Origin of the sequence: Alteromonas sp. AMM-1, from assembly GCF_047290655.1 — a bacterium.
Taxonomy (GTDB): Bacteria; Pseudomonadota; Gammaproteobacteria; order Enterobacterales; family Alteromonadaceae; genus Alteromonas; species Alteromonas mangrovi.
Genome location: NZ_JBLBUE010000020.1, coordinates 19,275 through 39,293 on the forward strand (window position 1 = coordinate 19,275; position 20,019 = coordinate 39,293).

At 47.1% G+C, this 20,019-nt stretch carries 11 protein-coding genes; 9 read left to right on the plus strand and 2 right to left on the minus strand.

Annotated elements, in window-relative coordinates; genetic code table 11:
* Positions 1-274 precede the first annotated feature (274 nt).
* Complete coding sequence (locus tag ACLR2L_RS06290; RefSeq protein WP_413366633.1) at positions 275-2,368, plus strand: EAL domain-containing protein; 2,094 nt, start codon at positions 275-277, stop codon at positions 2,366-2,368.
* Here the strand turns inward: ACLR2L_RS06290 and ACLR2L_RS06295 are convergent.
* Positions 2,365-3,393, minus strand: a complete 1,029-nt coding sequence (locus tag ACLR2L_RS06295; protein ID WP_413366634.1) for a LacI family DNA-binding transcriptional regulator — start codon at positions 3,391-3,393, stop codon at positions 2,365-2,367. The two genes, ACLR2L_RS06290 and ACLR2L_RS06295, sit on opposite strands and share 4 nt — an antisense overlap.
* A gap of 352 nt (positions 3,394-3,745) precedes the next feature.
* On the opposite strand from ACLR2L_RS06295, the gene ACLR2L_RS06300 reads away from it, so the two are divergent.
* A complete protein-coding gene (locus ACLR2L_RS06300) occupies positions 3,746-6,145 on the plus strand; it encodes a beta-glucosidase (protein ID WP_413366636.1) in 2,400 nt (799 codons plus the stop codon).
* Between the two features lie 120 nt (positions 6,146-6,265).
* Positions 6,266-7,510 carry a sugar MFS transporter gene (locus tag ACLR2L_RS06305; protein ID WP_413366638.1) on the plus strand — a complete coding sequence of 415 codons (1,245 nt, stop codon included), beginning with the start codon at positions 6,266-6,268 and terminating at the stop codon, positions 7,508-7,510.
* A 108-nt stretch (positions 7,511-7,618) separates the two neighbouring features.
* Here ACLR2L_RS06305 and ACLR2L_RS06310 read toward each other — a convergent pair whose 3' ends face one another.
* The gene (locus tag ACLR2L_RS06310) at positions 7,619-11,266 is read right to left on the minus strand and encodes a family 78 glycoside hydrolase catalytic domain (RefSeq protein ID WP_413366640.1); all 3,648 of its coding nucleotides are present in this window, start codon (positions 11,264-11,266) and stop codon (positions 7,619-7,621) included.
* A gap of 485 nt (positions 11,267-11,751) precedes the next feature.
* Here ACLR2L_RS06310 and ACLR2L_RS06315 point away from each other — a divergent pair, with 485 nt between their 5' ends.
* The 6 genes from ACLR2L_RS06315 (at position 11,752) to ACLR2L_RS06340 (ending at position 19,962) form a co-directional block, all read left to right on the plus strand.
* Complete coding sequence (locus ACLR2L_RS06315; RefSeq protein ID WP_413366642.1) at positions 11,752-14,397, plus strand: TonB-dependent receptor domain-containing protein; 2,646 nt, start codon at positions 11,752-11,754, stop codon at positions 14,395-14,397.
* A gap of 286 nt (positions 14,398-14,683) precedes the next feature.
* A complete protein-coding gene (locus ACLR2L_RS06320) occupies positions 14,684-16,627 on the plus strand; it encodes an alpha/beta hydrolase family protein (RefSeq protein ID WP_413366645.1) in 1,944 nt (647 codons plus the stop codon).
* Positions 16,628-16,894: 267 nt separating this feature from the next.
* Positions 16,895-17,539 carry an adenylate kinase gene (gene adk, locus ACLR2L_RS06325; RefSeq protein WP_140961366.1) on the plus strand — a complete coding sequence of 215 codons (645 nt, stop codon included), beginning with the start codon at positions 16,895-16,897 and terminating at the stop codon, positions 17,537-17,539.
* A gap of 140 nt (positions 17,540-17,679) precedes the next feature.
* The gene (locus ACLR2L_RS06330; protein WP_370298076.1) at positions 17,680-18,084 is read left to right on the plus strand and encodes an MAPEG family protein; all 405 of its coding nucleotides are present in this window, start codon (positions 17,680-17,682) and stop codon (positions 18,082-18,084) included.
* A complete protein-coding gene (locus tag ACLR2L_RS06335; protein WP_413366652.1) occupies positions 18,081-19,214 on the plus strand; it encodes an alanine racemase in 1,134 nt (377 codons plus the stop codon). The genes ACLR2L_RS06330 and ACLR2L_RS06335 overlap by 4 nt, the downstream gene beginning before the upstream one ends.
* Before the next feature lie 211 nt (positions 19,215-19,425).
* Positions 19,426-19,962 carry a sel1 repeat family protein gene (locus ACLR2L_RS06340; protein WP_140961364.1) on the plus strand — a complete coding sequence of 179 codons (537 nt, stop codon included), beginning with the start codon at positions 19,426-19,428 and terminating at the stop codon, positions 19,960-19,962.
* Positions 19,963-20,019: the final 57 nt, after the last annotated feature.

Sequence of the window (20,019 nt, forward strand, 5' to 3'; positions counted from 1 at the left end):
GTTATTTATACCCTACTGTGTTTTGTGCAGTACCCACCGCGTTGTAATTTACATGTTAAGTCAGTGACTTTAATTATGTAATGTTGTTTAAAAAATGTTAATAAATCATATAGTTATACTAAAGTGTAATTGTGCTATAGTGCAAAATACTTAGTACTGGTTCAGTTATTAAACACGTGCGATGAACTGACGCTCTACACAGTTAAACTGTGATAGGGTTGTTGTTGTATTGTTGAACATAATTACGGCAATTGGGCTTCCTGTTAGGTGTGCGATGGTTAATATTCTGGATAAATTGCGCCGCTTTTCTGACCTGGTTGGCAAAACCAGTGGGCAGAACTATTTTGATCTGGTTGTGCTCGCGTTGTCGGACATACTTGATTGTAACTTTGTATTTATTGGTAAATTAGATAAGCATCATACTTATGCCGAAACGTTGTCTCTGGCGGCTAACGGCAAGTTAGCCGAAAATTTCACTTACTCGCTGGCCAATACGCCATGTGAAGACGTGTCGAAAGACAATATCTGCTTTCATACTTCCGATGTTTGCGCCAAGTTTCCCAAAGATACAATGCTGGTGGACATGGGCATTGAATCCTATTTCGGTATGCCGCTGCACGACTCTCAATCCAGAGTGTTCGGCATTCTTGTTGCGCTGAATTTTTCAACCAACACCAACAACGAAGAATTAAAAATCCTGTTTGAAATTGCCAGTCACCGTATTTCCGCGGAAATTGAGCGTCGTAAAAAGGAAGAAACCCTGCATCTATTTTCGTCCATGTTTACAAGCTCAGCAGAAGCCATCCTGGTTGCTAATAAAGAGTTGGAAATTATTGAGGTAAATGATTCCTTTTGTGACATGTTTGGCTTGTCCAGAAATGACATCGTTGGCAAAAACCCTAGGGTGTTTTCCTCGGGCTTACACAACCGGGAGTTTTACGCTACTTTTTGGGCGAAAATTCAGCAAACCGGTCAGTGGCAGGGCGAAATTACCAACCGACATGCCAATGGCAGGCTCCTCAAGCAATGGGTGTCGGTTAATCAAATCAAAGTGGGTCATTCCGAGGTTTGTCGATACACCGCGCTCTATATGGATTTAACCCGATTAAAAACAGTAGAAGAGCGCAATCTGTACCTGTTGAATACTGATCCACTCAGTAAACTGGCCAGTAAAGCTGCACTTACTGAACGGATGCAGTCGAGCCAAACCAAGTGGTTACTTATGGTGGCCATCGATGGATTGCGTTACCTCAATGAGGCCTACGGTTTTGAAGTGTGTGATCAGCTTATTCGGGCAACTGGCAGCTTAATTCAATTATTGGTGCACGCGGATTTGTGCGCTGGGGTAGGGCCAGGAAAATACGCGATACTGTTTGAAGATGAAGTACAACTGAACTCGGTAGCCAGCAAATTAAGAAGTTTTTTTGCGGTAAATCAGGTTACTACAGACGACATCAGTATTTATGTCTCCTTGTCGTTCTCGGGAAGCTATGGAACGACAGATTTGTTGAGGCTGGCGTCTGCTGCTCTGCGGGAAAGCCGCGAGTTAGGCAAGCCGAGTTGCGTTATTTATTCCGATTCAGAAGAGTCGCAAAAAGTCACCAGGCAGCATAAATACGCGGAAGCAAACAACCTGTTGCACCGAGCGCTAAATCAGCATGCGGTGGAGCCCTATTTTCAGGGGATCCGTAACAATAAAACAGGTGAGATCACACATTTTGAAGTACTTGCGCGTATCAACGACAATGGCGTAATTATCCGGCCAGTGGGTTTTTTGGAAGCGGCGCAGGTGTCCGGTTTATTACCTGCATTATCCCGGGCGGTAATAAGCCGGGCATTTGATGTAATGGCAAATCATACTTATACCTTTTCAATTAATATCACTGAGTACGACTTAAATGCACAATATCTGCAGGCATTTTTACTGGGGCTGTGTACTCAGTATCGCATCAAACCTGAGCGTGTTGTACTTGAAGTACTGGAAAGTATTAGTAGTTCGCGTAAGAACACGCATATCGAACAGTTGAAGTCGCTGAAGCAGTCAGGTTTTAAACTGGCAATTGATGATTTCGGTGCAGAATATTCAAATTTTGAACGGATCCTTGATTTAGAAATCGATATTCTGAAAATCGACGCCAAGTACATCAAATGTATTGATGTAGATACCAAGAGTTATGAAATCGTGAAGGCTATTGTCTTTTTCTGTCGTAACAGCGGTATTTTGTCGGTGGCAGAGTTTGTTAATTCTCCGACTATTCAGCAGTGTGTTGAAGAACTTGGTATTAATTACAGTCAGGGGTACTTGTTCTCTCGTCCGCACCCCTTCGAAAATAACAATAGTGACTCTGACCATACTTCCCTGTATTAACTGGGAAGATATGGACCAGTTGAGTTGCGCAATACCAAATCGCAATTTAACGCAGGCGTTTCAAAAGCGGTAGGTTTATTACCCAGTGATTTGATCAGCATTTTGGCAGCATAATTCCCCATTGTGGAAATGGGCTGGCGAATAGTGGTTAATGGCGGCCACAGGTTTTCTACCATTGGGTCGTCGTCAAAGCCTATTATCGACAGATCATAGGGGATTTTTAAGCCCATCTGGCTGGCAATGCGGTAAACCGACGCTGCCAGTGTGTCGTTCACACAGAATATAGCAGTAGGCCTTACCTGGGTTTTAGTAAGCAGGCGGCGTATCACAGAGTCCAGGATATTGGGTTCTTCGTCGTAGCCGTACTCTTCAATGTATTCAGGTACAACAGGAATGTTGTGCTTATTTAATGCGGCCTTATAGCCAGCTAAACGCCAGGCTCCCGCACCATGACCTTTCAGGTAACTCAGCATAGCAATGTGCTGATGTCCCAGATTGATGAGATGTTCAACCGCCTTTTGACTGGCTGCTTCTTCCTGACAACGAATAAATGGTGAGCCTTGTGCGTTCAGCGGTGCAATTCTTACGTAGGGCACACCAAGCTCATCCAGTAACGCAATCACATTGGGATCATCACACAACGGCGGGCAAACAAGGTAGCCATCGGGCTTCGACAGTTCATGCATTTGTCGGATAATGGGCTCAAAGCCAATATCATTGATTTTTAACGGGCGTATAAGCAGGTTGTAACCTGCCTGATCACAGGCTTCAATAGCACCGGTAAGAATACTATGAGAATAAAAGTTACCGCTGTAATCTACAAATAGCACACCTATAATGTACGACTGGCGGGTTCTGAGGCTACGAGCATTGAGGTTTGGCCGAAAGTCCAGTTGCTTTACAATCTCGGCAACGCGTTGACGCGTGGCGTCTTTTACACCGCTTTCGTTATTAATGACCCGGGATACTGTTTTTACAGACACGCCGGCTGCTTTCGCAACATCGCCGATTGTCGCCTTACCCATGTGTAAACCCTTTGTTTTATTGTGTAGGGAACTGTTATTGCACAGTTTGTGCGCAAAAACGCACTGTCTGTCATTTATTGTTATTTATATAGTATCGACTTTACACACTTTTGAGAATATCGAAACGTATTTAACGCAATTCGGTTCAAATAAAACATTAATCTGCGCTTTTAGTCATTCGGCAAGATGTAGCGGGCGGGTTGAACGTTTTGAACCATTCTCACGGTTAAATCAATAATTGACATCGATGTCATAAAAATGCAGGATGTCTACATATTTTTAACATTGGACACCGTTAATTTCATTTATTTAATGTTCCTATTTGATAACGTTGTCTATTTTTGGTGGTTCTATGATTTCAAATTTTAAACATTCCATTTTGGCTTGTGCCTTTGCCGGATTAACCGCTTGTGGCGGCAATGCGCCAACCTCAGAGATCGCTAATGCCGCTGTTAGCTATACAGACAGAAACAACAATGGCGTAATGGATGATTTTGAAAATCCGGCGCTTGATGTCAGCCTGCGTGCCACGGATCTGATTACAAGATTGTCGCTGGCGCAGAAAGTAAATTTGCTCACGGGCACTGGCTTTCAGTTAAACAATGTTGGTGGCTCAGAGAAAGTGCCCGGGGCGGCAGGCTCGACCTTTGCTATTCCTGAATTAGGTATCCCAGCTATGGTGCTGGCTGATGGGCCTGCGGGATTGCGCATTTCCCCTACCCGGGAGAATGACCCAGCCAGCTATTTTGCTACTGCCTTTCCCATTGCTACGGCGTTGGCCTCTACCTGGAATACGCAATTGGTTACCCAGGTGGGTGATGCTATGGGCGAAGAGGTGAAAGAGTACGGCGTGGATTTATTCCTTGCGCCAGGCATGAATATTCATGCTAACCCATTGGCGGGGCGGAACTTTGAATACTATTCAGAAGATCCACTGATCAGCGGTTCTATGGCTGCCTCAATTGTAAATGGTGTAGAAGCGCATGGGGTGGGTACCACTATTAAACACTTTGTGGCGAATAACGCAGAAACCAGCCGTATGTGGCTGGATGCCCACATTAATGAGCAGGCCTATCGCGAAATCTACTTGCGCGGGTTTGAGATTGCTATTGAAGCTTCTCAGCCCTGGGCCATTATGACCTCTTACAACAAAGTGAATGGCGTGTATACCTCACAGGATGAAGTGCTACTTGAAGCGGTATTGCGCCAGGAGTTTGGCTATGAAGGACTGGTAATGACCGACTGGTTTGCTGGCGACAGCGCAGTAGCGCAAATGCAGGCAGGCAACGATTTAATTATGCCAGGTATGCCAGATCAGCGTCAGGCAATTACTGATGCGGTTAAAAGTGGCTCGTTGAACGAATCAGTGTTAGACCGCAATTTACAGCGTATCGTTGAAACGATATTAAAGTCGCCATCTTACAATGGCTATGCTTATAGCAATAAGCCTGACCTGCAGGCCCATGCTAACGTGGCACGTCAGGCTGCTGCCGAAGGGGTTGTGTTATTGAAGAACAAAAATGCACTGCCAGTAAACGCAGATACCCGTATTGCTGCTTTTGGAAATACCAGTTACGACTTCATTGCGGGTGGCACCGGCAGTGGTGATGTAAATGAAGCCTATACAGTGTCGCTGGTGGATGGCCTGAATAACGCCAACATTCCTGTATTTAGCCCACTGCAACAGGCTTACACGGCTTTCATGGCAGAGGAAGCCGCGAAGCGTCCGCCGAAAAAACACTTCTTTGAGTTACAAGCGCCACTACCAGAATTTAGTCTGCCAGATGCACTGCTAAATGAAACCGTAGCCAATACAGACGTGGGGTTGATCACCATTGGCAGGAATGCCGGTGAGTTTCAGGACCGTCAACTGGATGACGATTTCAACCTAACCGCTGCCGAGTTAACTATGATTGCTAAAGTGAGCGATGCTTATCACAAGGCCGGTAAAAAAGTGGTTGCAGTGCTCAATACCGGCGGCGTTATAGAAGTGGCCAGTTGGCGCGACCAGGTTGATGCTATTGTATTACCGTGGCAGGGGGGGCAGGAAGCTGGCAACGCCCTGGTTGATGTGTTAACCGGTAAGGTAAATCCATCGGGTCGTCTGGCAACCACATTCCCGCTGACTTATGCTAACAATCCTACTTCCGACGTGTTTCCGGGCAAGCCCACTTCAGATGAAACCGTTACCGATCCCTATATTGGATTATTTGTGGGTAAGCGTACCCAGCTTGATTATGTCGACGGTATTTATGTAGGCTACCGCTATTACGACACCTTTAACGTTCCTGTGGCCTATGATTTTGGTTACGGGTTGTCGTATACCGGCTTTGATATCGAAGGCGTCAGTGTTTCATCTGCCGGATCACCGGCTGAATTTACCATTACCTTGTCGGTAAGTAATACCGGCGATGTTACCGGCAAGGACGTAATTCAGGTTTACGCTTCTGCGCCAACAGGGGATATCCCAAAAGCCAACAAAATCCTGGTAGCCTTTGCTAAAACTGGCGACATATCGCCAGCTTCAACAGAGGATCTTACATTACATGTAAATGCCAAACGCCTGGCGTCCTTCAGTGAGACGCAACGGGCCTGGGTGGTAGAAGCCGGAGATTACACGTTTCATGTAGGCCACTCGTCACAAGACATCATTAAACAGGTTACGGTATCTATTCCCCAATCCATTGTGGTGAGTAAGGTGTTGGCAGAGCTCGTTCCACCTGTTTCAGTTGCCGAAATCTCGCCCAAGTAACCGGCAATAACCATAATCAGTAAACCAGTGGGCATGTACTTAACTGCTCATTATATTCAAAGCTTCCGGGCATGATCTGCCCGGAAGCTTTGTTGTATTAACTATTCAGGAGATCTTTACATGGCCGTCTCAATACCCGGCTCGTCTCAGTCTAACTTTGAACAGGGAAACTACCGTTTTGCACTGGGTGCGCTTACCAGTTTGTTCTTTATGTGGGGATTTATTACCTGCCTTAACGACATTTTAATCCCGTACTTAAAGGCGCAATTTGCCCTGAGCTATACCGAGGCAATGTTGATCCAGTTTTGCTTTTTCGCTGCGTATTTTGTGATGTCAGTGCCTTCTGGTGCATTGGTGCATCGCATTGGTCACCAAAAAGGGCTGGTGGCAGGCCTTACTATTGCCGGTACTGGATGCTTGCTGTTTTACCCGGCAGCCCAAATGCATTGGTACCCGTTCTTCTTACTTGCGTTATTTGTGCTGGCCAGCGGTATTACATTACTTCAGGTTGCTGCTAATCCTTATGTCGCAGCATTAGGTCCAGCGAAAACTGCACCTTCCAGATTAACGCTTACCCAGGGGTTCAATTCGCTGGGAACCACTATTGCCCCGTTAATTGGTGGCGCGCTTATTTTGGCAGCAGTGACGAGCGCCACTACGGATGTTGAGAAAGTCGCCAGTGTGCAATTTCCTTATCTTATGTTGGCCGCCGCGCTGTTTGGTTTGGCATTGGTTTTCGCGTGGTTGAATTTGCCTGTTATTCACGACGATACTGTCGGGCAAGCCAGCAGTAAAACACCGCTAACAGCCTACCCGCATTTAATACTGGGTGCAGTAGGGATCTTTGTGTATGTAGGCGGCGAAGTGGCGATTGGCAGCTTTTTAGTTAATTTTATTGGTGAGCCAACGGTAATGGGACTGGCTGAACATGAAGCGGCTAACTATGTAGCCTATTATTGGGGCGGAGCCATGGTTGGCCGGTTTATTGGCGCGGCAGTCATGACACGCTTTTCGCCCTCTTCCGTGCTTGGGATTCATGCCATTGGCTCGGTATTACTGGTTGCGTTGGCCATGGTGTCCAGTGGCAAGTTAGCTATGTTGGCAATACTGGCTGTAGGGCTATGTAATTCAATTATGTTTCCAACCATTTTTAGTCTGGCTATTCAGGGGATGGGCAACGATGCCAGTCGTGGATCGGGTTTGTTGTGCCTGGCCATTGTGGGCGGTGCCATTGTGCCGCTGATACAGGGCATCATCGCCGATGTTGCAGGCATTCAACTGGCATTCATCGTGCCATTGCTGTGTTATGTGTATATTGCCTTTTACGGATTTTCGTACTTTAAATGGTATAAAACACAGGCGTAATTGGCGATTTTAATTAGTAACGCTTATTAGACGATATAAAAAAAGCCGGGTGGCATTTTTTCATGCCCCCGGCTTTTTTAGCCTGCGTGCTAAACGCATCGTTACTAACTATCGTTTAATAGCAAAGTTATATTGGCCTGAGCCTAACGTCATGATCACTTGTTGGCCGGTTGCTTCAACTATGCGAAGTCCCGACACGTTTTCAAGCGCTACACCATTTTCAGTTATGTTAGAGACCGATGTTGCAGGAAGAATCAGAGTGGCTTCGGTATTTGCAGGTACCGTTGCTTTGTACTCCAGGGTACCGTCTTCTTGTTTCCATTGGCTCACAATGGTGCCGTATAACGATTCATAGCTGGCATCTACCCAGGTAATGCTGCCCGTAGGATCAATCTCTGGTGCCAGCTTGAATGATTTAAAGCCAGGCTCACCGCGCTGTATGCCACCACTGTTTTGCATCAACCATTGGCCTACTGCGCCAAATGAGTAGTGATTAAATGAATTCATGTTGTTGTTACCGCCAAATCCATTTTCAACCGTATACCCATTCAAACGCTCCCAAATGGTTGTTGCGCCTTGTTTTACCGGGTAGAGCCAAGATGGGTACTGGTCGTTTAACAATAACTTGTACGCTTCTTCAGAGTAGCCGTGTTCGCTGAGTGACTGGCTGATCCAGGCGGTGCCGATGAATCCGGTCATCAGTGAATAGGGCGGGCGTTCTGTGCCAGTATCGTCTACATTGCTTTGCGCCACTGTGCGCGCAAGATTCGCGGCCATGGTGTCTTTCTCATCGTCCTGGAATGCACCCATTGCCAGGCCAACCGCATAGGAAGTTTGAGTATCAGCTACTACGGTTTTTAGTTCACCCGCCATGGCATCAAACATAGAGGCATTACTGATCTTACCCAGAGTTTTCTGCTCGTCGTTCAGGAATGTACTGGCAAAGTGGGCGCGTCGTTGATTGGCAGTTTTTGCGTAAAACGCTGAATCGTCACTGTGTCCCAACACGTTTGCCACATCAGCCATAATGTCCAGGGTAAAAACGTAGTAGGCACTGGCCAGATAGGCAGAACCCAACTGATTGTTTTGCGGGCCAAGCCAATCGCCTAATCCCGCGTCCATGATTAATCCGGTAACCGGATTAATTGTGCCTTCCAAATAGCTCATGTAGCGCTGCATAGAGTCATAGTGCTCTTCCAGCATAGCCACATCGCCATATTGAAGGTAGCTTTCCCAGGGGAGAGTAATTCCCGCAGAGCCCCATAAAATACCGCCAAAACCACCACCAACTGGTGCGATATCAGCGTAGCGGCCTTCCGGTGACTGGGTATCACGCATGGCTTGTAAATGCCGGCGCAGGAACGGCGATGCATTACTTACAAAGGTGGCTGTTCTGCCAAAAACGTTGATGTCGCCAGACCAACCCATGCGCTCGTTGCGTTGAGGACAATCGGTAGGCACCCACAAAAAGTTATCTACGTTCGACCATACCAGGTTTGACCAAAGTTGGTTCACATTATCATTTGAACATGAATAAGACGCCGTTAAGCCCTGCACGGAACTGGTTACTAACCCTTTCACTGAGTCCAGTGGTAAAGGCGTATCCAAACCGCTGATCTCAAGATATTGGTATCCATGTGAAGTAAAGCGTGGAGAGTAAGATTGCGCACCATCTTTCATTACGTAGATATCCTGGCTTAGCGCCGCCCGATAGTTTTCGGTCATTAGCATGCCTACATTCGGACCGGATTCCGGCAAGTCAGGGTAGAGCATTTCACCCACTCGCAACGTAACGGTTTGACCGGCTTTGCCATCAGCAAATTGCAACGATGGCACACCAACCATGTTTTGGCCCATGTCATAAATGAACACGCCAGGCTTTACTTCTTTCACAGATTGCGCGGTCAACGTGGTGAATATATTGGCGGTTTCACCAATTTGTCCCACCAGCTGCATTTGTGAATAGTCCAAACTTTGGCTATCTCTTGCCATGTTCGGGCGAACATTTTTAGTGGCAGATCCATCCAATGGCACTGCGATAGCGTTTTGCCATGCGGATGCGTCAAATTCCGTTGTGTGCCAGGTTTCAAACGCGCTCTCCAAACGGGCGTCGTATACTTCGCCCATCTGCAGGCTGCCGTAACGCACTGGCCCTTGCTGTGTGTACTGCCAGTCGTTCTCATTGGTTGTGAGTACTTGCTCAGAGCCGTCTTTGTAGGTAACCACCAGTTGCGCCAGTAGTGATTGTCTGTCGCCAAATGCGTTCCAGGTGTTACCAAAGCTCAACAGGCCACTCCACCATCCCTCGCCCAGTACTGCACCCATGGCATTGCTACCCGATACCAGTGCGTCTGTTACGTCATAGGTTTGATACAGGTGAGTTTTGTTGTATTGCGTAAGACCCGGATTGTAGTAGTCGTCGCTTACCCGTTTGCCATTAATATAGAAATCGTAAATGCCCCGGGCGGTAACATACAATCTGGCTTTTTTTATGGCCTTTTGTGATACATCGAAAGCCGTTCTGAGCACAGGTGCACCGTTAGCCGGTGGGTGAGCGGTAATTAGCGTATCCTGTTCCTGTGCGGTTACTACATAACGCGCCTCTTTTATTGAAATTTCGGGAGTGTTTGCGAAGATACTGTTCTGCTCGCCTGATACGTCATCAGCGAAAACAATGTTATTGGGTGCGTGAATATTGCGCACTTCCAGTGCATCAAATACAGCAGTCTGGCCTTTTGGCACGTAAAAACCGATTCCATTTAACATACCGTAGGTCAGGTTGTCGTGGTTATGTCCCAATGGGTTTAGCGTTACTTTGGCGCCCTTAACCAAAGGCGGGAACAACATATCAAACGGCGAAAAGGGGACATTCTCAGCACCGACAAAGAAATCACTGCGGTTGTTTACCTGTAAGGTAAGGGTACCGTATTCATTGTGGATGAGCAGGGCGTGACGCGCATGGGCATTGCCAGCGTTTATCACATCCTGCTTAATGGTAAAGGTGCTAACCGGCACGGCAGGATTGTCGTTTGGCGTATACCCTGCGCGATAAACATTCAGTGTTGCTGGCGTTGCAGGTTTTTTCGACAGTCCACCCACGTCCAGCACAACCTTAAAGTAACTTTCGTTGTATTTATTGGCCAACTGATACACGTTGAGATGCGGGGACAATAATCGGGGATCGTTTGCAGCAAATACCAAACCAGCTTCATGGCTGTTCACCGGGATCGTTATCCCGACAGACAGATCATACAGTGGCAGGTAATCGGGGTGAAAGGTAATTGCCTTGTCATCAGCACCAATCCACTGTGCACCATTCCACGCGCTAATGTCAGGATTGAGCAGGCCTGTTTCAAACCAGGCGCTTTTGGATACTTGGCGCTGTTGGTTATCCCATACGGTTAAGGTCCAGTCATAACGAGTGCGTGGTTTAAGCGGACTACCTGCATATTGAACGTGTACCGACACATCGCTGTTTACTTTGGTGCTATCCCAGACAGTCTCTCCCCATTCATCCGTAACAACTACCTGATAGGCGATTTGCTTTATATTGCGCTGCTCTTCAGATATAGCCATAGCCCAGCTGAATCGAGGCCGTTGAACATCTATTCCCAACGGTGCGTCAGTGTAGTCGGTGTTTAATTTGTAGAGCGAAAGTGCAGCCACATCTTCGCTATTGGGTGACGATGCAGGGGCGCAGGCGGTAATGTGCGTTATGAAGCACAGCACTCCCAGGTATAAGAACACGTTTTTCACAAGCAATATGCTCCGACGTTTATGTTAGCGGATGCCAGACGTGTATCAGACAATAGCTTGCCATTGTTATCGATGTCACGAGAGGGCGTTACCAGCATAACAGTTAATGGTAATTGTAAATAACTCGTTGCAAACGATTATAATTGCAGTGAATGATTTTGCAATGAAATGATTGTTTCTAATTTGGAGTTGACCGAGGTGTTTACGCAATTTGTACATTTATTTACACGGGCTGCTCACATTGATCTTATCGATAGCAAGTATTTATGATTTTTTTAATAGCTATGTTTTTATATTTAAGTTATTGAAATTATATGGTATTTATGGTTTTTTTAGTATATTTGGTTTGTGTGATTTCAAATGTTTGCGTTTGATTACTGTTGACCGAACATGATTGTTGAGTTAATTTATTACGCAGATGTTAACGAATTGTTTAGCGTCGGGCACAAAAAATTTAGGGGACTTACCCCATTTCGGAGACTGAAATGAACGCACAATCAGGACAACACTTCGGCGTATTCAAGCCAACTTTATTAGCTTTGCTTGTTAGCACAGCGTTTTCTGGACACGTATTTTCACAAGAAAAGCAACAAGAAAATGACAACGATGTCGAAAAGATTGAAGTAAGAGCACAGGCAACAGGAACACTTATTCGTGGAGCAACGCCTGTTGGTACTAATGTGGTTGGATTTGACACCGCCGAGGTTGAAGCGATCAGTGTGGCAGACAGCAATGAGCTACTGGCACAAATCCCGCAAATGAGCAGCACCTTTAACAGCCGCCCAACGATGGGAACCGATATTGGTCAGGGTATGCCAATGCCGAAGTTGCGTGATATAGGTGTAGGTGGCGGTAGCACTACACTGCTGTTGTTGAACGGCATGCGTATGCCGGGGTCTGGTATTATTCAGACTATTCCGAACGTGTCTGCTATTCCGCCTGGTGTAATCAGCAACCTTGAAATTGTGATGGACGGTGGATCATCTATTTACGGTTCCGATGCTATCGCCGGGGTGGTTAACTTTATTACCCGCGACCGATTTGATGGCGTGGAGTTCAGTGCTGAAGGTGGTGTGGGCGACAGCTATTCTGCCAGCACATTCAATATTACGGCTGGGAAAGACTGGACGACAGGTTCAGGCATGATCTCGATTTACCATGCACAAAACGATGAAGTGTTTGGTAAAGATCGCGATTTTATTACCGGCAATAGCACAGCCAACGGCGGTGGCGATTATCGTTCCAATCTGTGTAAGCCGGGGACCATTACGGTTGATGGAGTGAACTATAAAATGGACACCCGTGAAGCCGGCTCAAATATCTGTGATCCAACAGATGGTATTACATACGTACCCAAAGAGAAGAAAACCACAATCTATGCGTCACTGCAGCAGGATCTTAACGACAGTGCGTATGTAGATGTGGTGACTTATTACAGTGAGTGGAGCGCAGATATTACCGGTGACGCCACTAATTCGCTGTCTGATATTGGCGCAACAGGCACGATTACCTCTGACAACCCTTATTTTTCACCGATTGGGTCTGAAACCAGCCATTCAGTGGCATTCGACTTCAGCGACGTGGTTGGACTGGGTGCGAAAAACGGCAGTGATTTTGATGCGTTTGCCTTTATTCCTGAAATTACTTACGAATTGCCCAACTACTGGCGTTTAAAAGCGGCTTACAGTTATGGTCTGGCACACACCAAGGGTGTTGAACGCGGAATTAACTCCACTGCGCTGGCTGCAGCACTGGCGGGCACTGATACCAGTTCAGCGCTGAATCCTTATGACGTTGCGTCAACTGATCAGAGTGTGCTCGATAGTATTCTGGGGTATTACGGCAGCTACGGTGATGCAACACAAAGTCACCACCAAATCCGGGCTACTTTGGACGGCGCGATTGCTGAATTACCGGCCGGTGAAGTCATGCTGGCCGTAGGCGCTGAATATTTTAAACAAGACTATGAAGTTGCGTATGGTGGCGGTGCTGCAGGTGCGCTGGATCTGGTTGAAGCAGAAGCGTCGCGTAATGTTAAATCGGTATTTGGTGAAGTGATGATGCCTCTGATGGACTCATCGGCTGGCGAAATTAACTTTACCGCGTCATTGCGTTACGACAATTACAACGATGTAGGCAGCACTACTAATCCCAAAATTGGTCTTGATTACAAACCAACTGAAAATACCCGCCTGCGTGCGCAGTGGGGCACTTCGTTCCAGGCGCCAAGTTTAGCGGATACTGGCGCAGCGGTAGACACTCGGGCAATTGTATTACCGGTTAGCCCTTGGCTGGCCAGTGATGCAGCGGGTACTGACTTCTTCCGCGGCACTATTTTGCTGGCGGGTGGAAGCGATGGCTTGAAGCCAGAAGAATCTGAGTCTTACAGTGTTGGTTTTGACTGGACGCCGGATTTTGCCGACGATCTGAGCGTAAGCGTTACTTACTACAACGTGGATTACTCCAGTGCAATCAACCTTGCACCGTTTTATACACCGAGCGTTTACTTTAATACACCTGGGTACGCAGCTTATTACACCATTAACCCTACCCTTGAAGAGGCGCTGACTGCCACTGAAGGCTTCCGCATAGACGGTGCGCCGGTAGAGTCGCTGTATGCAGATGGAAATTCTGCGTACCTGATAGCGGATGCCCGTCGTTACAACATGACGGCCACGCGCTTGTCTGGTCTGGATTTCGATATTCAGAAAAGCTGGCTGGTGGATTTGGGTAAGATCAGTGCGGGTGTGTCTGGTACTTACACGCTGAAACGTGAAGCTCAGGCGGTAGCGGGTGATGCGTATGTTGATGAATTAGAAACCGGTACATTTGGTAAATACAACGTAGTGGCATCGGTGGGACTGTCGACTGAAAAAACCAACAGTCTGATCCGCGTGCTGCATAGCGATGGCTGGGAGAACGCTTATGCCTCTCTGGATTCGTTAACTACAGTGAATGTATTTACCAGCTACTCGCTGGGTGAAATGGGCAGCTTCGAAAACGTGGACATCACCCTGAATATCGACAACCTGTTTGATGCCGAAGCGCCTTACTTTGATGACGCAAACGGCTTTGATGGCGGAAACGTGATTGGTCGTGTGTTCTACCTTGGTGTAAAAGCCAAAATGTAATGAGTGTGTAACCTCGTGTGGGTAAAGGCGTGCAGAGTGTTCTCTGCGCGCTTTTTTTCGTTTAAACGGAGAGTAAATATCACAGGAAGACTAGCGAATTGGAATTACACTATAGTTGGATGACTCCTGCGCTTAAAATATGTTAAAAATAACAAGTAAACGTACCCTAATTGTTTTGATAAACAGTCATATGGGTTGCGTTTCATTTATCTAACACTCAGGAAGTTATGTACTCTTGCAGTCTCTTTGTCAGAGGCAGGGCAATGGTGCGTAGAAAGGATCTAACATGAAAAAAATAATAACAGCACTCCTGCTGCTATGTGCATACATAGGTTCAGTCAATGCCGATTCCATCCCATTAGAATCATTCGCAAAGCACGCTCAGTATCAGTCAGTTAAGATATCACCAACCGGAGAATACCTTGCGTTTGCCGCGTTGGAAGAAGGCAAACGGGTGATTGCTGTGGTACAACGTTCACCGGCCAAGCTACTCAACGTGATTCGCTTCAGAGGCAACGAACAGGCCGGTTCGTACTTTTGGGCAAACGATGAAAGACTGGTTGTAGGTTTGCAGATCACATTGGGCTATTTCGCCAGGCCTATGGGTACCGGCGAATATTACGCAGTTAATTACGATGGCTCAAAAGGCCGAAATATTTTTGGTTACCGCAGCGAAGAGGGGGTCGCGTTTAACCCGGTTTTTGAATCTCCATCGGTTTTGGACATGATGTGGGACGACGATAAACACATCCTGATTCAGGGGATTCCAGTTAATAATGATTCGTCAAATTTAACCAACGTGTACCGGTTGAATATTTACAATGGCAGAAAGCGCCAGATTACCCGCTCTCCTTTGAAACAAGCTCAAATGTTGTCAGATAACAACCAGCAAGTGCGTTATGCAGTGGGTGCTACGGCCAAAGAGGGCAAAAACGTACTGCAAATTTATTATCGCGAAGACAATGACGCTGACTGGTCGTTGCAAAAGGAATTTGATAACGATGATGACTCGTCGTTTCAGCCTTTGGGATTTACTGCTGATAACAAAGGCATTTACATACGCTCTGATCATCAGAATGGTCGCGATGGTATTTATCGCTACGATTTGAACAGCGAAGAAATGACCATGGTTTATCAGCACGATCGTGTAGACATTTCTGACTTTGACATAGACCGCAATAACGTGTTGTATGCCGTGCAGGTAGAGCCAGATTACTCATACACTGAAGTGGTTGAGCCTGCGCACCCAATCGGAAAATGGTACCCGCCGCTGATTAAAGCGTTCAACGGTGCCCGCGTGCAGATCACCTCTGCAACCGCAGATTTCACCAAGTTAACGGTATTCGTAAGCAGTGATCGGGATCCTGGTTCGTTTTATCTGTTTGATGCCACCAAAGGCGGGGTGGAACAGTTAGCTAAAGTAAAACCCTGGATTGATCCTAAACAAATAGGCAGCGGTTTCCCGGTGGCGATACAAGCGCGGGATGGTTACACCAACTATGCCTATGTTTCTACACCAGTAGGTAAAGAGAAAAACCTGCCGCTGGTAATTATTCCTCATGGCGGGCCGCATGGTCCTCGCGATTATTGGGCATACGACGATGATGTCGCGTTCCTTAACGACAATGGATTTGCAACTATCAAGGTGAATTTCCGCGGCAGCGGTGGTTATGGTAATGCGCATGAATCCGCAGGCTACGGCGAGTGGGGCGGATTGATGATTGACGACATGACCGATGCGGTTAAATGGGCGATTAAAGACGGCCTGGCTGATCCGGATCGCATCTGTATTTATGGCGCTTCGTATGGTGGGTATGCGTCGTTAATGTCGGTGGTAAAAGAGCCGGATCTGTACAAATGTGCGGTAGGGTATGTTGGCATTTACGACATGGCAATGATGTTTGAGAAGGGCGATATTCCAGACAGTCGCTTTGGTCAGAATTTCTTAAAGCAAGTGCTCAGTAAGGACGAAGACAAACTGGATGCGTTCTCGCCAGCCAGACATGTCGACAAAATAAAGGCTGAACTGTTTATTGTGCATGGTGAACAAGACGAGCGAGCACACTACGATCACGCTCTGTTATTAAAATCAAAACTCGATGAAGCCGGAAAATCCTACGAGTGGATGACACGGGCGGAAGAAGGACATGGTTTCTACAAAGAGGAAAACAGGCAGGCGCTTTACGAAGCCATGCTAACGTTTCTGAATAAGCACATTGGAGAGAAGTGAGTACATAGTTATGTACTCTCACATCGTCCTGTTGCTGGTCTGTGGTTATAGCAGGCCGGCACAGTACAGAATTCTGTACGACTATAGTTAGCATAAAACAGGCTTATCGAGGGGGCGTTAAACGGCGGTCGTACTGGTCTTTCGTTCAATTTACATACGCTATTAGTCTTAAGCGCACCTGCTTGGCCTGCACAGTACTTGTCACGCGGGTTTGGAGTGTGTAAAGTGCCCCACAGTTATAAGTTAATACAAGCGGAGAGCGCAAATATGCGAATAATACTTCTCGGTGCACCAGGTGCCGGTAAGGGAACACAAGCGCAGTTTCTGATGGGCAAATATGGTATCCCGCAAATTTCTACGGGTGACATGCTGCGTAGCGCAATCAAGGCAGGTACAGAAATGGGGCTTGCTGCTAAGAAAGTAATGGACGAAGGGAAGTTGGTATCCGACGATATCATCATTGGTCTGGTAAAAGAGCGCATTGCGCAGGACGACTGTAAAGCCGGCTTTTTACTGGATGGATTCCCGCGCACAATTCCTCAGGCAGATGCCATGAAAGAAGCGGGCGTTACCGTTGATCATTGCATCGAGTTTGATGTGCCGGACGACGTTATTGTCGACCGTATGGGTGGCCGCCGCGTTCACCCTGCGTCGGGCCGCGTTTATCATGTTGTCTACAATCCGCCTAAAGTGGAAGGCAAAGATGATCAAACGGGTGATGATTTGATTATTCGTGATGACGATAAAGAAGAAACGGTACGTAATCGTTTAAGCATTTATCACGAACAAACCCGGCCATTAGTAGATTACTACACTGCCGAGGCTGCTGCCGGAAATTGTGCTTATCACAAATTAGACGGTACTCAGCCGGTTGATCAGGTTAGTCAGCAACTGGCTGCACTACTTGGTTAATCAGACCATCTAAGAAAAGCTGCCGGTTGGCAGCTTTTTTGTTTGTGCACTCGCTAAATAAATAAAATCGCTAACAAATCCTTTACCTGCTCGCGGGCAAACTGTCACAATGGCACCGAATTAATTGAAGGAACAGTGCCATGTTGTTACTCCCGGTTACCGCTTTTTACGCCAGTATTCTTGCCCTGGTTTATCTCTATCTTACAGCGCTGGTTATTCGCTTTCGACGCCAAAATCGCATTGGTGTGGGCGATGGCGGCAGTGACGTGTTACAGCGACTTATTCGCGTACACGGTAACTTCGCGGAATACGTACCGTTAACCTTGATCCTGCTTGCGGTGCTAGAAATTAACAGTCAATCCACCTTATTGATTCACTTGCTTGGCGGCGCTCTGGTGATGGGGCGGGTTTTACATGCGTACGGATTACGCCATTCCGCTGGCGCAACCTGGCAGCGATTGGTGGGTATGGTACTTACGTTGCTCACGTTGTTTATTATTGCCTGTATTAACTTAACGCTGATTTATTGGATGCCCTTTCTGTGAGTAAGCTTACGTCTTTAATGACCCCCGCCTGCGTAATTGATGCAGCTAAGTTTCAGCACAATATCCGCCGTATGCAGACTGTTGCCGCCCGCGATAATCTGGTGCTGCGTCCACATGTAAAAACCTTAAAGTCTTTGGCTGCGGCAGAGTTTTATGCACCTGCCAGCGGCCCGATAACGGTATCGACGCTGGCCGAGGCCGAGAGTTTTGCCAGCGCGGGTTACACAGACATTCTTTATGCAGTGGGATTAGTGCCTAATAAATTTGGTCGTGTCGCAGCGCTTTCAGCACGAGCCAATAAATTTACGGTGGTACTGGACAGCATGGCAGCCGTGAATGCACTGATAGCCTACGCCACTCAGCTGGAACATCCGTTACAGGTGATGCTGGAGGTGGATGTGGATGACCACCGCGCCGGACTGTTACCTGTGTCTGATGAGCTGGTTGCATGTGCAAAAGCCATCGTAAGTACGCCACAACTCCATTTCAGAGGGGTAATGACACACGCGGGTGGCAGTTATGATTGTTTTACCCAGCAAGCGCGGGATGCGATTGCTGAACAGGAATGCCAGCTAATTGCGAAAGCGGCAGCGCGATTAGCCGAACACCAGATTGAATGCGAATTGGTGTCTGCCGGATCAACACCTACCGCATTGGCAAATACTCGTCATAAAGGGATTAATGAGCTTCGCGCTGGCGTTTACGCTACATTTGATTGCGTAATGGCAGGGTTGGGTGTGTGTACTGTTAACGACATTGCGCTCTCGGTGCTAACCAGTGTAATTGGTCATCAGAAAGACAAAAACTGGGTGATTGTTGATGCGGGCTGGATGGCGCTGTCCCGCGACCAGGGCACAGCCTCACATGCCAAAAACTGCGGATACGGGTTGGTCTGTAACAGTGACGGGGAAATTCTGGATGGTTGGTATGTCAGCAGCACCAATCAGGAGCACGGCATTATTTCTCATATCGATGGCAAGCAACCTGATGACGCATTGTTTGGCTATGGCACGATGCTGCGTATTCTGCCTATACATGCCTGTGCAACCGCCGCACAATTTGAGACTTATCAGGTGGTCGATACCGAAGGCAATGTACAGGACGTCTGGTCACGCATTTCAGGCTGGTAAACTTCTATGCGAATTGGTATCAAACGTTACAAATGATACATATCGACACATTTGGTTACTGCTTAGCGAGCATTGTTACACCTGTTTGGTTGTATACAGCAAAGGATCCTCTATGATCACAATTACGCAACAGATACTTAGTACAGTTGTTTAGCGTAGTTAACTGAGTCATGGTTGCTAACTGATAATATTCGTTAAGAGGAGCCACAAAATGGATTTTAGCAAATTAAAGAAAATGTTGTTGGTAGCAGCGGTAAGCGCATTACCTGCGCTATCCTTTGCACAGGATGTTGAAGTGATCACCGTTGAAGGCGGAGAGGGTCCAATCCTGAGTCGTAATCAACAGGAATACAGCCTGGCCGTTGAACAAGCGATGCTGGCACTGCACGCAAAGAACTACGAAAGTTCTTACCGTCTGCTGACGAAAGGTGCCCGTTTTGGCAACAAGCAATCGCAGTTTTATCTGGCGATGAGTTATTTCAATGGCTGGGGAACAGAAATTGATAACAAGCAGGGCTGGTTGTGGTTAAACGTGGCAATGGAAGCGCGCAATTCGCAGTGGAACCATTCGTTTAAGAAAATAGCTGACGCTATTCCTGAAGAAATTCAAACTGCCTGGCAAGCAGATGTGGCCCACCATATTGAAACCTATGGTGCCCAGGCTACAGAGCATAACTGTAAGCGTTATCGTCCAACCGGCAGCAGCATTACCGAAATTATTTGTGAGCGTGAATTCGATGGTTCTTAATTGACATCAACGCAAATGAAATAGCACAAAGAGCCGGTCACGGATTGACTGGCTTTT